This is a genomic window from Rahnella rivi (assembly GCF_019049655.1).
GTDB lineage: Bacteria > Pseudomonadota > Gammaproteobacteria > Enterobacterales > Enterobacteriaceae > Rahnella > Rahnella rivi.
Genome location: NZ_JAFMOX010000060.1, coordinates 215,908 through 231,989 on the forward strand (window position 1 = coordinate 215,908; position 16,082 = coordinate 231,989).

General features: G+C 50.9%; 15 protein-coding genes and 1 tRNA gene. 5 read left to right on the plus strand and 11 right to left on the minus strand.

Going from position 1 to position 16,082, the window contains the following annotated elements; genetic code table 11:
* Positions 1-4: 4 nt before the first annotated feature.
* Positions 5-322: a PTS sugar transporter subunit IIB gene (locus J1779_RS14025; protein WP_217204039.1), complete on the plus strand. Its 318-nt coding sequence runs from the start codon at positions 5-7 to the stop codon at positions 320-322.
* A gap of 262 nt (positions 323-584) precedes the next feature.
* Here J1779_RS14025 and J1779_RS14030 read toward each other — a convergent pair whose 3' ends face one another.
* On the minus strand, positions 585-1,841 hold the full coding sequence (locus tag J1779_RS14030; RefSeq protein WP_056769407.1) for a maltoporin: 1,257 nt from the start codon (positions 1,839-1,841) through the stop codon (positions 585-587).
* Between the two features lie 280 nt (positions 1,842-2,121).
* Between J1779_RS14030 and J1779_RS14035 the strand changes: the two genes are divergently transcribed.
* Positions 2,122-3,192: a LacI family DNA-binding transcriptional regulator gene (locus tag J1779_RS14035; RefSeq protein ID WP_056769409.1), complete on the plus strand. Its 1,071-nt coding sequence runs from the start codon at positions 2,122-2,124 to the stop codon at positions 3,190-3,192.
* A 51-nt stretch (positions 3,193-3,243) separates the two neighbouring features.
* The gene (locus tag J1779_RS14040; RefSeq protein ID WP_217204026.1) at positions 3,244-3,726 is read left to right on the plus strand and encodes a DUF805 domain-containing protein; all 483 of its coding nucleotides are present in this window, start codon (positions 3,244-3,246) and stop codon (positions 3,724-3,726) included.
* 78 nt (positions 3,727-3,804) lie between these two features.
* Here J1779_RS14040 and J1779_RS14045 read toward each other — a convergent pair whose 3' ends face one another.
* From J1779_RS14045 to J1779_RS14055, 3 genes are all read right to left on the minus strand, one after another.
* Positions 3,805-4,515 carry a YopT-type cysteine protease domain-containing protein gene (locus J1779_RS14045; protein WP_217204027.1) on the minus strand — a complete coding sequence of 237 codons (711 nt, stop codon included), beginning with the start codon at positions 4,513-4,515 and terminating at the stop codon, positions 3,805-3,807.
* Positions 4,516-4,836: 321 nt separating this feature from the next.
* A complete protein-coding gene (locus J1779_RS14050) occupies positions 4,837-6,267 on the minus strand; it encodes an EmmdR/YeeO family multidrug/toxin efflux MATE transporter (RefSeq protein WP_056769414.1) in 1,431 nt (476 codons plus the stop codon).
* A 114-nt stretch (positions 6,268-6,381) separates the two neighbouring features.
* On the minus strand, positions 6,382-7,866 hold the full coding sequence (locus tag J1779_RS14055) for an AMP nucleosidase (RefSeq protein WP_256370263.1): 1,485 nt from the start codon (positions 7,864-7,866) through the stop codon (positions 6,382-6,384).
* 91 nt (positions 7,867-7,957) lie between these two features.
* Here J1779_RS14055 and J1779_RS14060 point away from each other — a divergent pair, with 91 nt between their 5' ends.
* Positions 7,958-8,599, plus strand: a complete 642-nt coding sequence (locus tag J1779_RS14060; RefSeq protein ID WP_217204028.1) for a glutathione S-transferase family protein — start codon at positions 7,958-7,960, stop codon at positions 8,597-8,599.
* A gap of 65 nt (positions 8,600-8,664) precedes the next feature.
* Here the strand turns inward: J1779_RS14060 and shiA are convergent, their stop codons facing one another.
* Positions 8,665-9,984 (minus strand): shikimate transporter, encoded by a 1,320-nt coding sequence (gene shiA / locus J1779_RS14065; protein WP_136376860.1) that lies wholly within the window; start codon positions 9,982-9,984, stop codon positions 8,665-8,667.
* A gap of 243 nt (positions 9,985-10,227) precedes the next feature.
* Positions 10,228-10,303 (minus strand) — tRNA-Asn (locus J1779_RS14070).
* Between the two features lie 469 nt (positions 10,304-10,772).
* Between J1779_RS14070 and nac the strand changes: the two genes are divergently transcribed.
* Positions 10,773-11,699, plus strand: coding sequence for a nitrogen assimilation transcriptional regulator NAC (nac, locus tag J1779_RS14075; RefSeq protein WP_217204029.1), 927 nt, complete (start codon positions 10,773-10,775; stop codon positions 11,697-11,699).
* Positions 11,700-11,772: 73 nt separating this feature from the next.
* On the opposite strand, the gene J1779_RS14080 is transcribed toward nac, so the two are convergent.
* From J1779_RS14080 to J1779_RS14100, 5 genes are all read right to left on the minus strand, one after another.
* Positions 11,773-13,566, minus strand: coding sequence for a chitinase (locus tag J1779_RS14080; RefSeq protein WP_217204030.1), 1,794 nt, complete (start codon positions 13,564-13,566; stop codon positions 11,773-11,775).
* A gap of 191 nt (positions 13,567-13,757) precedes the next feature.
* Positions 13,758-14,702 (minus strand): LysR family transcriptional regulator, encoded by a 945-nt coding sequence (locus J1779_RS14085; protein WP_122094854.1) that lies wholly within the window; start codon positions 14,700-14,702, stop codon positions 13,758-13,760.
* A 198-nt stretch (positions 14,703-14,900) separates the two neighbouring features.
* Complete coding sequence (locus J1779_RS14090; protein ID WP_056769422.1) at positions 14,901-15,452, minus strand: glycoside hydrolase family 108 protein; 552 nt, start codon at positions 15,450-15,452, stop codon at positions 14,901-14,903.
* Positions 15,453-15,480: 28 nt separating this feature from the next.
* A complete protein-coding gene (locus tag J1779_RS14095) occupies positions 15,481-15,921 on the minus strand; it encodes a winged helix-turn-helix domain-containing protein (RefSeq protein ID WP_056769424.1) in 441 nt (146 codons plus the stop codon).
* On the minus strand, positions 15,902-16,082 hold a 181-nt coding region (locus tag J1779_RS14100; RefSeq protein WP_217204031.1), incomplete at its 5' end, for a hypothetical protein. The genes J1779_RS14100 and J1779_RS14095, both read right to left, overlap by 20 nt.

Genomic DNA, 16,082 nt, shown 5'->3' on the forward strand with positions numbered 1-16,082 from the left:
AATGATGGTCAATATTAAAGACTTTATGCATGTGTTCTCGGCGAAGAATAAAAACCTGAAAGATGACGTACCACCGTCCACGGATGTGGCGTTATTAATTGAGGCGCTCGGTGGCCGCGATAATATTATTAATGTCGATGCCTGTATCACCAGGCTGCGCGTCAAGGTGAAAGCGCTTAAACCGGTTAACTCCGGTGCCATCCAGCAGGCGGGGGCGATAGGGGTGGTCATTATTGGTCAGGAAGTTCATGCCATATTTGGTAAGCAGTCCGACAGCCTGAAGAAATTGATGACAGAGAAATTTGGTTTAAACAGTAATTAAGTCTTTTTAAATAACGCTAAAAATAAAGGCAGCCCGACACCAGGCTGCCTTTATTGTTTCTTATTTTAAATCAATAATAATGATGCTGCTGTGCGGAGAAAAAACGTAACGATCCCCTACAAGAGAAATTAAGTTTTATCTGTCGCTTTATAACAATGAGGATATGACTTTTTTGTACAACATGACTTCAACTTTCCAAAATCAGTGAAGTTGTGGCAAGTCGGCAAGCCAACGCAGCGACAGCTTCAGAAATAAAGGAAATTTACCACCAGGCTTCAACCTGAACCCCAAAGTTCCAGGTATCGGATTTCGTGTGATCTTCAAAGGTATCGCCGTGTTCGGAATCATTCAGATACGATGCAAACACACGCAGTTCAGGGCGCGACATAAACTCAGGACCGGCTGCCAGGCCCATCGCCAGGGTGTATTTCTGGCCACCTTGTTTATAGTTCGAGCCGTTCTTGTAATCATCTTTCTGATAGAACGTACCCACTTCACCGATGGTACGCACGTAATCCGTCCACTGGTACTGCGCACGGCCCACCAGAGAAACCAGTTCAGTGGTGTCGGTGTACGCGGTGATGTTGTCGGCGTGGCCGTAGGTCAGCACGTGGTTGAGGCTGAATTTGCTGGTGATCGGGAACAGCCCGGTGATGATGCCGCGATAACCGGTGGCGTCATTGGTGTAATTCCACATGTCATACCAGCCGCCGCCCTGGGAAATCATGTTCTGCGCCAGGCCTTTGTCTGCGTACTGTAAAACCAGTTTGTTATAGCCGCCCCACATATCCTGGCTGATTTCACCGGTCAGCATCACGCCGTTATCCGCGTCATACAGGCCACCGTACTCTTTCTGATCGTGCGTCAGGTTTGGCATGGCGTAGTCGGCACCGATCTCCATCCACGCGCCGCTCCACGGTTTGATCCCGGCGTAACGCACGTCAATGTAGTTGATGTTGACGTCGTTATCGCCGTCAACGCGGTAATCCACGTCATTGGCATCGCCACGGATCCAGGCCACCGACAGCGCGCCTTCGCCCAACTTCAGGTTTTCCACCCCGGCACCGGCACCGGAAATGTTCCAGTATTTGGTGTCGATGATGTGTAAATCATGGCGCTGGTAGTAACGCTTACCGCCCCAGATCACCGCATCTTTATCCCACGGCACCAGCCCTTTAATTTGCAAATTCAGCTGACGCAGCCCGAATTGCGCGTCGTCATTGAGGGTACTTTCATCATCATTTGAGCCGTCGGACACCATGCTGACCATCGAGTCGACATAAAAACTCACATCGTCTTTTTTGTAGACTTCACTGCCCAGTTCCACTTCTCCGTAAGTATCGTTTTCGTTGCCCAGACGACCGACTTTGTTTTTCTGGAATTGCTCTAAGCTGCCGCTGCCGGAAACACCCAGCCCGGAGCGCAGATAACCATGAAAATCAATATCATTTGCCACTGCAGGGCCTGCCGTGAGGGCGAGGGAAACCGCCACAGCCAGAGTGCGTAAGTTGTGTTTCATTATTTTTCCTTATGATTGTATGACGTTCACATTTACGGAATCTATAAGATACCCAGAAACAACAATGATCAATTTTACACATTCTGAATTGTGAGTTAGATCCAGAACTTGTGTGTTATAAATAAACCGTTAGTGATTCAAATCACAAGATTATGCAATGTTAACGTATAACTTATGCAGTGCGGCGCGCCTCAGATTGAACTTTTATCTGAGATCCCGTAGTTTGACCCGAGGATTGTGGAGGTAAGCTACGTTCACAGGTTGCAGGCAGAGAAAAAGAATGAAATCGAAAAGTTCGACACTGGAAGATGTCGCCCGCTACGCCGGTGTCTCTTATCAGACCGTTTCACGGGTGTTAAACAAGTCAGCCAACGTTTCCGAAGCCACCCGCCTGAAGGTAGAACAGGCGATAGACGTGCTGCGCTATGTGCCTAACCGTCTGGCACAGCAGCTGGTGGGTAAACAGAGTTTCACGCTGGGGCTGGTGACCACGTCGCTGGCCTTACACGCGCCTTCGCAAATTGCAGCGTCAGTGAAAAAGTATGCTCATCAGGCCGGTTATCAGGTGCTGATCTCGATGATTGATGAAGATGTAAACCAGAGCATTCAGGACTCGATCAACGAACTGAAATCTCAGCGGGTCGACCGCGTCATCATCAACATTCCGCTGGAAAGCGCTGAAGCAGAGCACATCTACGAAAATAACCGCGATATTCTGTGTCTGTTCCTCGACGTGGATCCGGGCAGCCCGGTGTTTAACGTCTGCTTCAATCCCGCCGACGGCTCACGCGCCAGCGTGGAATATCTGCTGGAATTAGGGCATCGCGATTTCGCGCTGCTGGCAGGGCCGGAGGAGTCGGTGTCATCGCGCCTGCGCCTGCAAAGCTGGCAGGACACGCTCAGGGAGAAGGGGCTGGCACCGGTCACGGTGATCCACGGTGACTGGAGCGCCAAAAGCGGCTATTACAATGCGCTGCATATCCTGCGTGAGACGCCGCAGTTTACCGCCATGCTGGTGGGCAACGATCAGATGGCGCTGGGCGTTATCAGCGCGCTGCATCAGCATAACGTCGCCATTCCCGAACAGGTGTCGATCATCGGTTACGATGATACTTACGACAGCGCGTTTTTCCATCCGGCGCTGACCACGGTGTCGCTGGATTTGGATCTGCAAAGTAAAGAGGCGGTGGAACGCCTGCTGGCGACGAAAAATGACGTCACCGAGTCCACCCTGTTACCGGCGAAGCTGGTGGTGCGTAACTCCACCCGTGCGCCGGGAGAGCAGGACAAAGATCTGAACCAGATTGCCGATCAGCTGGATAAACTCGCTTCGCGGTTGCGCGGCCAGTAAGAAACGGTTTAAATCCCCGGACTCTTTGGGAAAGTAAAAGGAAGTGACGTAATGACCTTATGGCAGTGTTATTTGCAGGGCTGGAAAGGCTATGTGAGATTTTCGGGCAGGGCGACCCGAAAGGCGTTTTGGGTTTTCACCCTCGGCAATGTTTTGTTGATGATCCTGCTGGTCATGGGCGTGATTTCGTTCTTTTCCATGTCGGGCGACCCTTATATCGGCGTGCTGTATGCCGGAATGGCGTACAGCCTGTTTGCCCTGGTTCTGGCGTTGCCGCTGCTGGCCGTTGGCATCCGCCGCATGCATGATATCAACCGTTCAGGCTGGTGGTTTGGCGGTGTCTATCTGGCGGGCGTCGTCTCGCGGTTGCTGAATATGATCCTGATCCAGTACGCTTCGCCGGAGACTTACGCCGTGCTGAATGTGGTGCTGGGCATTTTGCTCGGCTGGATCCCGCTGCTGGGGATCATCTACCTCTGCTGCCAGAAGTCGAAAACGCCGGTGGATTTACAAAAGCCGGCCGCTGCCGGATAAGACGTACTAGGAGAGTCAGGAGTTTGCCGGGCGGCAAACTCCTCGGCGCCCATGATGTAAAGAATTTAAATAATTAATTCATCTCAGTTTAAAACAAGAAACATCACATTTATCAAAATTCGGGTAACGGTCAACTATAAAGGTCAACAAGAAAAGTGCCATTAAATCCCCCTGACCATTCATAGTCGGAAAAATAAATTCACCATGGTTGGGGTCAAAAAATTTTAAAACGTTTACTCCTGCTCTTATTGCGAACGCATGAAGTCCTGCCTGGCCACCTATGATAATAATATACCCGTTTTGGGAGGGCATATTTTGAAGTATATCCGTTCTTATTGATTCTAATAGTTTGTTTGTCATCATATTGCCCCCTTTGATATAAGAAATTCCTTTATTTCTCAGGACGGTTGTCATGACCTCTTTGGAATTAATATTTCCCTGGCATTTATATGTTGACAGGTTTTTTGGCCGCGAGAGAGTAAGCTCCTTCAGTAAATTCTGCACGCCGCGAATCTGAACTTTACCCAGCGGACTCGAAATATAGTTCATAAAATCAGGCCATGTCGTACCAGAAATTAAGTAAGCACTCGACAGCCCAAGGCAAACTCCGGCTCCAAGGCCGTGGTATTGAATATTTCCCTGCGAGTCATAATTATTGTTTGTCCATGCACCTTGACGTTGCATAGGATTAATATTATCCCATTGGTTTCCTGAAATATAATCATCCTGCAGGAATTTATTTCTTTTTCCGTTAAGCATAGTCACAAGATTGTCGATATCTGCTGGCATTTAAACCTTCTTATTTTAATGGAAAGGTATTATAAAAAACGCGACACGGAATATAATTTATTCGCCAGGTGGAAGCAATTTATAAAGATGACTACAAATCTTATTCTAATTTTATTTATAAAATACAGAGGGTTGCCGGATGGCGATGAGTTAAGTTGTTTTGTTTTTTTGTATGAAAAGAATGTTATTCACTGTGTTGATATATTAATTTCATATGCATTTGATTAATGCATATGAAATAATTATTTATATAGACCGTTTTCCGCCCAGGTTCAGACTTACGCCCGCCGGAGGCCTGAACTTACCTCTTAACGTTGGCCGTTATTCCGTTCTCTTCGATTTCGGGTATTTCCACAGCCAGCGGCCGCTGGCCATGCGCCAGTAGAAGAAAATACCGCGCACGATCCAGTCCAGGAACATGCCAAGCCAGATACCCACCACGCCAAAACCAAGCACGATACCGAGGAAATACCCCACCACAATACGACAACCCCACATGCCCACCATCGAGACATACATGGTGAAACGGGCGTCGCGTGCGCCTTTTAATCCGGCGGGCAGCACCCATGACGCCGCCCAGAAGGGCATAAACGCGGCGTTCAGCCAGATCAGTATTTTGACGACGTCGATGACGTCTTCTTCATTGGTGTAAAAGCGCGCCAGCACGCCGGCGAAGGGCACCGAAATGAACGCCAGAACGCACAGGCCAAATGTCGAGAGCCAGAAGATATGGCGCAGCTGGCGCTCAGACTGTGCGATTTGCCCTTTGCCCAGCCGCGTGCCGACAATAATGGTGGACGCGGAGCCCAGCGCGTTGCCCGGCAGGTTAATCAATGCGGCAATGGAGAAGGCAATAAAGTTACCGGCGATAACGTTAGTGCCCATACCGGCGACGAAAACCTGCGTCAGCAGTTTACCGCCGTTAAACAGCACCGATTCAATGCTGGCCGGAATACCAATGCCCAGCACTTCGCGCAGAATATTGGTATTGAGCGGCAGGAAATAACTTTTAAGGGAGATTTTCAGCGACGGATTAAAGCCGACCATCAGCACCGCAATGACGGCGATGGCACCGATATAGCGCGCGATGGTCAGCCCGAGCCCCGCACCGATAAAGCCCAGACCATTCCAGCCAAAGCAGCCGTAAATCAGCACGCTGCTGATCACCAGATTGAGAATGTTCATGCCGCCGTTGAGCAGCATCGGAATTTTGGTATTCCCGGCACCGCGCAGCGCGCCGGAACCGATCAACGCAATAGCCGCCGCCGGATAGCTCCAGCTGCTCATTTGCAGGTAGGAGAGCGCCATCTCTTTGACTTCCGGCTCGGCATTCCCGGCGATCATGTCGATGATCACATGCCCGGAAAATTGCAGAAGTATTGCCAGCAGTACGGCAAAAACGGTCATGATCGCCAGCGATTGTCGCGCAGCGGCACGCGCCCGTTCGTGATCGAGCTTACCCAGGCTGAAGGCCACCACCACCGTCGTGCCGAGATCGACCGCGGCAAAGAAGGAAATGATCACCATGTTGAAGCTGTCTGCCAGACCCACGCCCGCCATGGCTTCCTTGCCCAGCCAGCTGACCAGAAACGTGCTCAGCACGCCCATCAGCAGGACGCAGGCATTCTCGAAGAAGATGGGCACAGCGAGGGGCGTGATTTCACGCCAGAACAGGGTGCGGTAAGAACGCCGTTTCGGATACCAGGGCGTGCGCTCGATGGCTTTGCGCAAAGAGACGATGACGTTTTGCAAGAGAATTCCAGTGTGGCAGAAAGTAGAACAGCGTTTTAAATTATGATGGTAAAAGACTTCGCATTATGCAAAGTCTTTTTTAAGAAGGGGCTGAATTAAAGTGTTAAAAAACAATTATCGGAAAGGAGGCTCGTTAAAGGTACGTAATTTTCGCGAATGCAGATGATCCCCTTCGGCACGCAGCAGATCGATGGCGCAGATGCCGATTTGCAAATGCTCTGAAATCGCCCCTTCATAAAACTTGTTTGCCTGACCGGGCAGTTTGATTTCACCGTGCAGCGGTTTATCGGAGACGCACAGTAACGTGCCGTACGGGACGCGGAAGCGGTAACCCTGTGCGGCAATGGTCGCACTTTCCATATCGACGGCCACGGCACGGCTGAGGTTAAAGCGCAGCGCCGAGGCGGCATAACGCAGTTCCCAGTTACGATCGTCCGTCGTGACCACCGTGCCGGTGCGCAGGCGCTGTTTCACTTCCTCGCCGGGCATTCCGCTCATCTTTTTGGTGGCGTCGTACAGCGCGCGCTGCACTTCGGCAATGCTTGGAATAGGGATATCCGGCGGTAACACCGCGTCCAGCACGTGATCGTCACGCAGATACGCGTGCGCCAGTACGTAATCGCCAATGGACTGCGTTTCACGCAATCCGCCGCAGTGACCAATCATCAGCCAGACGTGCGGGCGCAGTACCGCGAGGTGATCGCAAATCGTTTTGGCATTGGCCGGACCGACGCCGATGTTCACCAGCGTGATCCCCGCGCCGTCGCGGGCGATCAGGTGATAGGCCGGCATCTGGTGTTTTTTCCACGCCAGATCTGACACCGCCTGTTCCGGATAAAGTGTATCGGCAGTGATAAACACGCTGCCCGCGCAGGCCAGCGCTTCGTACGGGCTGTCCGGATCGGCAATCTGCGCGCACGCCCAGCTGACAAATTCATCGACATAGCGCGTGTAGTTGGTGAACAACACGTAAGGCTGGAAATGTTCAATCAACGTGCCGGTGTAATGGCGCAGGCGCGCGAGGGAAAAATCAGCCCGCAGCGCATTGAAATGAGAAAGCGGGAAGGTATCGCCGGGGTAATACAGGCCGTCTGCCGTTTCATCGCCAATTTGCGACAGTTCCGTGGTGGGAAAATGTTTCGCCAGCCCGGCGCTCATTGAGCGGTCGAGCATCAGATCCGATCCGTCGATCACGTAAGAGTAAGGAATTTCCTGTTGCGACGGCACGACTTCAATCACCGCATTGTACTCTTCCTCCAGCAATGACAGCTGCTCGGTCAGATAATGACGGAAAAGTTCAGGATGGGTGATGGTGGTGGAATAGCGTCCGGGGTGCGAGAAGCGGCCATAGGCGCGGGTCGGATTTTTGGCAGGCGTCACGCCATCCCAGCTGACACGCAGTTCAGGGTAAACAAATAATCCCGCCGCGCGGTCAGCCACGTCCGGCAGCGTGCCCTGAACAATGAAATCTTTAATCGCATCCCGCAGTGCGGCGACCGAGTTGTTGTACATTTCTTCGAGCTTCTCAATCGCCTGTACCGCGGTGAGGGACGTGTTATCCATACGCTTTTCCTTTGTGCTTTGTTCATCATCATTCAGTCTAAATATGGCTTGTCTGAAGAGCGCCGCCAATGTTTTATTAGGCTATGAAAACCGGATGACGCTTTTATGAACGAACAGGGGACAGTGAATGATTCGGGTATGGGGCAGAAAAACGTCGTCTAATGTGCAGGCGCTGATGTGGTGTATCGGGGAATTGGGCCTGCAGTATGAAAGAACTGACATCGGCCATAAATACGGCGGCAATGACACGCCGGAATTTCTGGCGATGAACCCGAATGGCACCGTTCCGGTGATCCGCGATGGCGAAGGGGAGGCCCTGTGGGAAACCGGCGCCATTCTGCGCTATCTGGCCGGAAAATACGGTGCTGAGACATTCTGGCCGAAGGATGCTGAACGGCGTGCGCACATCGATAAATGGACCGAATGGGCAAAAATCGGGGTGGCGATGAATTTCACCGCGCCGGTATTCTGGATGGTAGTGAGAACGGCGGCGAAAGATCAGGATCATCAGGCACTGAAAAAATCATTGCAGAACCTGAACAGGAAACTGGCGATTGCTGAGGCGCAGATTGCCCGATATGGCTACCTTGCCGGGAGTGAATTCACGCTGGCCGATATTCAGTTTGGACACAGTTTGTATCGCTATTTTGATATCGCCATTGATCGACCACCTTACCCGGCCATCGAACAATATTATGAAAAACTTAAACAGCGTCCGGCGTTTGCGGAGCATGTGATGGTGTCCTACGAAGAGTTGCGGGTGGTTTAACGCCGCCCCGGACGCAAAAAGCCCGCTTAACTTTCATTAAGCGGGCTTTTTTAATGGCTTACTTTTCAGTCCGGCTGAGGCGTTTTCATCACTATCGCTGTCAGGGCCGAGAGCAAACAGCCCGCCATCAGATAAATGGCGACGGAATGCCATTCACCGCCGGAGAAATTCAGTAACGCGGCGGCAATAAACGGCGTAAATCCGCCACCCACCACGCTGGCGACCTGATAACCCACACCGGCACCACTGTAGCGGTAGCCTGCGCCGAACATTTCCGTGAACATCGGTTGCTGCACGCACACCACCATATCGTGAGCGATATTAGCCAGCAGTAACGAGAAGATCACCACGCCGACAAGGGAACGTGCTTCCAGCGCCATAAAGAACGGGAACGCACTCAGGGCACCGACGAATGCGCCGGTAATGTAGATGCGGCGACGTCCGAAGCGATCTGCCAGCCAGGCGAACAGCGGGATCGTCAGGCAGCTTATCCCGCCGACCAGCAATCCGATATTGAGAAACAGCTCACGCGACATCCCCAGGTTGTGCGTCGAATAGTTCAGTGCGAACGCGGTGACAATGTACATCGTCAGCAATTCGCAAAGGCGCAGGAGGATGATTTTCAAAAATGCGCCGGGGTGGCGGTTCAGTGCTTCGAAGACCGGCAGGCGTTTTTTCGCTTCTTTGGGCTGCGCTTCCTGAGCACGTTCGAACTCGACCGACTCTTCCATGCCGTTGCGGACCCACAGCGCGCCCAGCACCAGCACAACACTGAACAGAAACGGCAAACGCCAGCCCCAGCTGAGGAACTGGGCGTCGGTGGTCAGGTGGCTTATCAGCGACACCAGACCGGTAGCCAGCAGCAGACCGACGCCGTATCCCATCTGGATGCCGCTGCTGTAGAACGCCTTTTTGCCCGAAGGTGCACTTTCAACGGCCAGCAGCGCAGCGCCACCCCATTCGCCGCCGACGGCAAAACCCTGAATGGCGCGCAGGGTGACCAGCAGAGCCGGGGCCCACCAGCCAATGGTTGCGAAAGAGGGGAGGATACCGATGCATGCGGTGGCGATGCCCATGATCCAGACGGTCATCATCAGCATCCGTTTGCGACCCAGACGATCGCCAAAATGGCCGAAGACAATGCCGCCGAGCGGGCGGAAGAGGAAGCCTACGCCGAAGGTGGCAAACGCCGCGAGCGTGCCCATTGCCGGGTCAATTTGCGGAAAAAATTCACTGTTAAACACCAGCGCGGCGGTGATGCCGTAGAGTAAAAAATCAAACCAGTCGACGACTGCGCCGACGAAGCTCCCCCAGGCAGCCCGGCGGGCACGGTGATATGAAGGTATTTCCTCATCGGGGCGGGGGGCAGTGAGCATGGCGTCCATAATTGTCCTGTCTGTTCCTCAGATTTCTAAACTTTTTCGTTATTAAAATAGGCAAAAGGTTATTGAGTTATCAAAAAGCTTAACAAAAACCGCTACTGAGACTACAGCGTCAACCGCCAGGTTAAAATGCTTTTGCAAAATGAAAGGGGAGTTTTATGCAGAAAAGGGGCAAAGCAGGCAAGGATATCCAAAACACCAAAGCAAAACGCCCGCTTAAGTTTCCTTAAGCGGGCGTTTCTAATTTGGCTCCTCTGACTGGACTCGAACCAGTGACATACGGATTAACAGTCCGCCGTTCTACCGACTGAACTACAGAGGAATCGTTGGAACGGGGCGAATAATAGCGACTGCCCCTGTGCATGTCAAAGGGGAAACTGCATAAATGTGTGCGTTTGCTGATACTTTGGTCAAGTTGTTGAGAATAGAGTCAAAAAGGCCGGTTTGAGGGGTTGGGGCTGCAATCATAGAGCGTCTGATGCCCATAAAAGCCGCCAGTTATTCATCCTGCTAATTGATAAGGCTGAACCATAAGAATGCATTATGTTGGTGCGCTCCCGATGAAATTATTGCGCGATCACACTGCATTTTTTTCTGCGCAGCCGTTTATTGTGCGGGCCATCCGACCATTTTCTCTTATGTTCCGGGGGACTGGCGGGGATGCGCCCGTTTTTTCATCTGGCAGCCGGAGATTGGCGCAGATCTTGCTTTTATCAGAGCTGCTTATAAATACGCTGTTCGTGCATTACGTCAGTTCAGGGTACCCCTTACCGCGCAAGATGGAGGTAGAGATGAATCTCAGGCGTTTAAAGTACTTCGTGAAAATCGTCGATATCGGCAGCCTGACGCAGGCCGCTGAGGTTCTGCATATCGCTCAACCGGCGCTGAGCCAGCAGCTGGCGACGCTGGAAGGTGAATTGCAGCAACAATTGCTGATTCGCACCAAGCGCGGCGTCACGCCCACGGAAGCCGGTCACATTCTTTATTCCCATGCGCAGGCCATTTTGCGTCAGTGTGAGCAGGCGCAGTGCGCCGTAAGCAGCGCCGGGCAATCGCTCAGCGGGCAGGTGTCGGTCGGCCTTGCGCCGGGCACGGCGGCTTCACAGCTGGCGCTGCCGCTGTTGCAGGCAGTGCGCGAGCAGCATCCCGGCATTCTGCTGTATCTCAATGAAAACTTTGGCACGGCGCTGGGTGAATGGGTGCTGGATGGCCGCATGGACATGGCAGTGCTGTACGGCGCGCGCCCGGAAGCCGGGCTGTGCAGTCAGCCGCTGATGAGGGAAGATCTGTATCTGGTGGGCACGCATGCTGTGCCGAATCCGGGAAAATACGTTGAGCTGAGCGAGGTGGCCAGGCTGAATCTGTTTATGCCGCGTGCTTATAACGTCATGCGCCGTCTGGTGGACGATGCCATGTCTTTGCGTCGTCTGAGCGCTAACATCATTGGTGAAATTGAATCTTCCGCCACGCTGACTGCCGCGGTGGCCAGCGGGCTGGGTGCGACGATTCTGCCGGAGTCCGCCGCCCGTGCCATGATCGGCCCGGCGAAAGCCTGGATGTCATGCATCAGCAGCCCGGCCATTCAGGTGCCGCTTTCATTATGTATCTCAGAAACGCGGGCACTGTCGCCGGAGGCGATGGCGGTGAAGAAAATCCTGCTGGGACTGGTTGCGGAGCAGAGCACGCCGGTTCCTGAACCGATGCTGGTGGCAAGCTGAACCATGAAAAAATGGGCGATCGTCGATCGCCCATTTGATTTTCCCCGGTCAGGAGTGACCATTAAAACAAGGTTTACTTACAGGCTTTAATTTCCTTCCATTGTGACCATTCGCCAGTGAACTCCGGGTTACCAGGTTCATTGTTCTGTGTCCAATAGTTAGCCAGATACTCCTTGCCTTTCCACACAACGCTTTCGCCTCCGTAGTAGATTTTTTGTGCGTCCCAGTTGTTCGCGCAGGTTTTACCCGTGCCGGTATCCGGCAATGGTTGCACCTGCGGCGTCACCGTCAGCGTATAAGAAGCCACATCGCTTTTCTTGCCGTCAGAAACGGTCAGTGTGAAGGTGTACTGTTTTTTCACCGTCACCGTCGGGGCAACAAAACTGATGCTGTCACGGTCGGTACCCTCCAGCGTGTTACCGTTTGGCAGCAGCCAGGAGTAAGACAGTTTGTCACCGTTCGCATCGCTGGACGCGGCTGCGTTAAGTGTCACATTCGCCTGACTTTCCACATCACCAATCGGCCCGCTCAGTTTTGCCACTGGCGCCACGTTAGTGTCCGCCGGGGTTGGATCCGGGGTTGGTGTTGGCGCTGGCGTCGGATCCGGTGCTGGCGTGACCGGCTCGACCTTGCCGGAGTCATCAACAATCGACACATTAAAGAAGTGCTGAACGCAGCGTTTGTAGTCGCCTTCTTTAAACGCAGAGAATGGCGTCTGATAGCCGACTAACTGACAGGAATACGTCGAGCCTGTCGGGGTACTCGGATCCCATCCCCAGTCCTGTTCCCAGTACTGTGGCAGTGCGCCTGAGCCACCTTCATCGAACTGTTTCATGTTTTTACAGCCGAGCACTTCATTGGCAGGCACCGGCACTTTCAGGTATTCCGCTTCACTTTTGTAGTAGGAGATACGGTTTTCACCCTGAGCAATTTCGGTCGGCCCGCCGCACTCCACGCCGCCGTTAATGATCTGGATGGTCACGCCGAACCCCGGTACCAGGCCGTTTTCTTTATCATGGGCGTTAGGCTGCCAGGTTCCGTCGATCACGTGCAGCATGCTGGGTTTCGGTGCCTGCGGTGTGACGAAGAAGAACACGGCGCTGGCGAGGTTCAGCCAGGTGTCCGCGACCAGTTCCGGTTTATCGAGCAGCGTTCTGACCGTGCCAAACATCGCGTCTGAGAACGGACCGTAGTTGTAGTTATAGGAAAGTTGTTTTGCCCCGCGACCAAAATAGCTGACGAAATCACCCTGCGCGTCTTTACCGCAAGGCCAGGTTTGCCCCTGCCAGACGTCCGGATTACATTCGCCGTTATAGCCGCCTTTCTGGCCTTCGGCCCAGCCCATTTCACGCAGCCACACCAGCCCCTGTCGCCATTCCGCCTCAGGGCGCCAGTTTTCATGTCCGCCGGTTTCCTGCGCGAAGTGCGCAAACATCGTTGCCAGGCCTTTACGGCAAATCGCGTCGGAATCACGTCCGTCAGTGTAAGTACCGCAAACTGCCGGGAATTTACCTATCGCCTTAATGAAGTTTTCATAACTGTATTCCGGCGCGCGGAGCGGGAAAATATAATCCCACTGCTCTTTGCTGAGGATTTTCTCAACGCGTTTTACGTTATCCGGGTTTGCCGCACGGCCCGGCGCAATTTTTTCAACGGAATCATTATCCAGCGTGCGGATGGAAGCTTTCACTTCCTGCATCAGCGGGTTTTGCGTTAATGAATTTTCTTTTTTGATCAAATCACTTTCTTTAATAACGTACGGTTCTGAAGGGGCAGGGGTTTCCTCCGCCAGCGCGGCAGAACTTGCAGCCAGCAAACAGGATGCGGTAATAAGATTTAAATAAAACTGAGGCTTTAATCGATGCATAGTGAATACCCTTCATTCGTTGCAATAAGTACAAGAATAAAAACTCTGAGGAGTTTGTGTTTTCAATGTCAGTCTCAGACCAACATTGAAAGGGTAATCTTCACCGGGTTACTTCACTATTAAAATAAGAACATTGCCCATCATTAATTACGTGTGATTTTGCTTTGTGCCGTTGAGATAATCATTTATTTTCAGGAGCAGGTTTCAACGGCCTTGAGTGAAGAAATGATATTATTAACACCTCGGACTTTGGTCGTTCTGGTGACAAAGTTTGCATATGTTTTTAAAGTTTCATGATGAATGTCATCGGGTAATGTAAATGTCACTAATTTGCTGTGACGTTTTTCAATAAAATACTCTGCCACTTTTCTCGGAAAGATGGCGATCATATCACTGCGCTCAACGGCAGCAATGATGCCATTCATAGACGATGAGTTATAAATGACTTTGCGCATATTGGTTTTTTCATTCTGGATATGACGATTATTGACCGACACCAGTTTCATGGTCTGGCCTTCGCTGTGACAATACACGGCATGGGGTAACGTGTAATAGTGTGAAAGCGTAAAGGCGGGTTGTGACGCCAGTAAACTGCCGGAACTGCACACCACCACGAAATCATCCACGGAATCAATTTCAACAGAGGTGATGCTGTGGTGGTGAAGGGCAAAATTACTTAGCACGATGTCATTGCCAGATTGCAGCAGATTTCTCACACATTCATCATGGTTAAATATGGTGGAGTTAGTGAAGGCGAGAAGGGTTTCCTGTAAATCATCTTGCTGATGTAAACGTTGAAAGTAAAAACTTTCGATTAAGTCAGAACACATGACTTTAACTGAAGAGACGGTTTTTTCCTGATTTTTAGCTTTATGAACCACGTCATCAATTATACACATGGCATGTGAAAAAGATTCATGAATGTCCAGGGCTATTTGTGTTGGTTTCATGCCCTGAGCGGTTCTGATAAAAAGTTCGACGGCTAAGAAACGTTGTAATTTATTAATGGAAAGACTGACCGCAGAAACGGAGAGTTCAAGTTTTTCAGCTGCGCGCGAAAGGCTACCAGAGACTATCACTTCATTCATGATCTTGATCAGATTATAATCAAACTCATTTATTTTATCGTAAATCATTACTTTTCTCCGTCATCAAGATATGGAGCCTGCATCATTCACATTGTGATGCTACAAATAAAGTAAAAAAATCTCAAAATATCATGATATTTGTATGCATTAATGAGTGGTTTGAATTAATTCCTAATAGCTAAACGATGTTGTGCATCACAAGTGAAGTTATTGCAGCTCATTTATTTGTATAAGAAACACTTATGTTTAAAGCGTTATCAGGCGCACCCGGTTTCTCATCCAGCCGTAAATGAAGGATTCATTACTGGCCTTACTTTCGGCTAAATCAAGATACCGTTGTCCCTGGCTGCAATTGAGCGAAGTGACCAGAACAGCGTCTCCTTCCTGCCCGCGCAGTCTCAGGAACCCGGCCAGCGCATTCAGCGTGGCAGGCCCAATTTTTCCGTCAACGGTGATATCGGGATAAACCTGGCCTTGCTGATTATATGCATTGAGCCAGCGTTGTAGCCACTTAATACCCACGGAAGGCCCCATATTTGTCCCGGTATCACACAGCTCTAACGCCAGAGCCGGCGACAAGGCGTGGATTTTGTCAAACCCTGGCTGATACCAGTAGTTTTTCTCCAGAATGATATATGCCTGTTCACGGGTAAATGCTTTCATATCGCCGGTATAGCCATAATCACGTGCGGTCTTTTCGGTGATGCCCCAATGTGTCGCGCCGCCCGGATCGTCGGGATGGTTTATATAAGCCCCTTCATTTTCCAGCACGGCATCAATAATAGGATTGCTTGGCATAGTGGAACCCTCTGTGAGTAAAGAGATCTCAGATAACTAAGGTAAGATATACACCTACTCCGATTAACAGCACTAATACAATCAGACTCAGTAAAATAGGGTTATATGATATTTTTGTTTTGGGTTTTTTTTCCTGAATTATATCGATTGTTATTGAAGTATTCACCCGAATGCCTGATTTAGGTACGGTGATAAACAATTCATCCAACCCTAAGGTTTTAAGATCGCGGCGAATTAAATAGAGTGTTTGGGTAAGGCTGGCGTCGCTGGTAAAGGTACTTCTGGCACCCCATAAAGCATAAGATATCGCTGACTTCTCTATCACTTCGTCTTTTGCGTGTTCAATGATAAAACTGAGGCATCGGGCTCGCATCGTGGTCAGTTTAATATTCATTCCATTATTCAGCGTCTTTAACTCTTTCGTTCCTTCGTTGAAAACATACAACCCATTAATAAGATAAACGCTCATCTTTCAACACTCTCCAGTCCGGTGGTAGAAAATTGCTGGCATTCATTTTTTGATAGGATTTATCGTATCTTCTTTTTTGAAATTCACCACATTCAATCAGAATATTGTGATTAATTTTAGATAAGTTGTGATCTGTTATAAAAGTTGACGGGTTTTTTGAG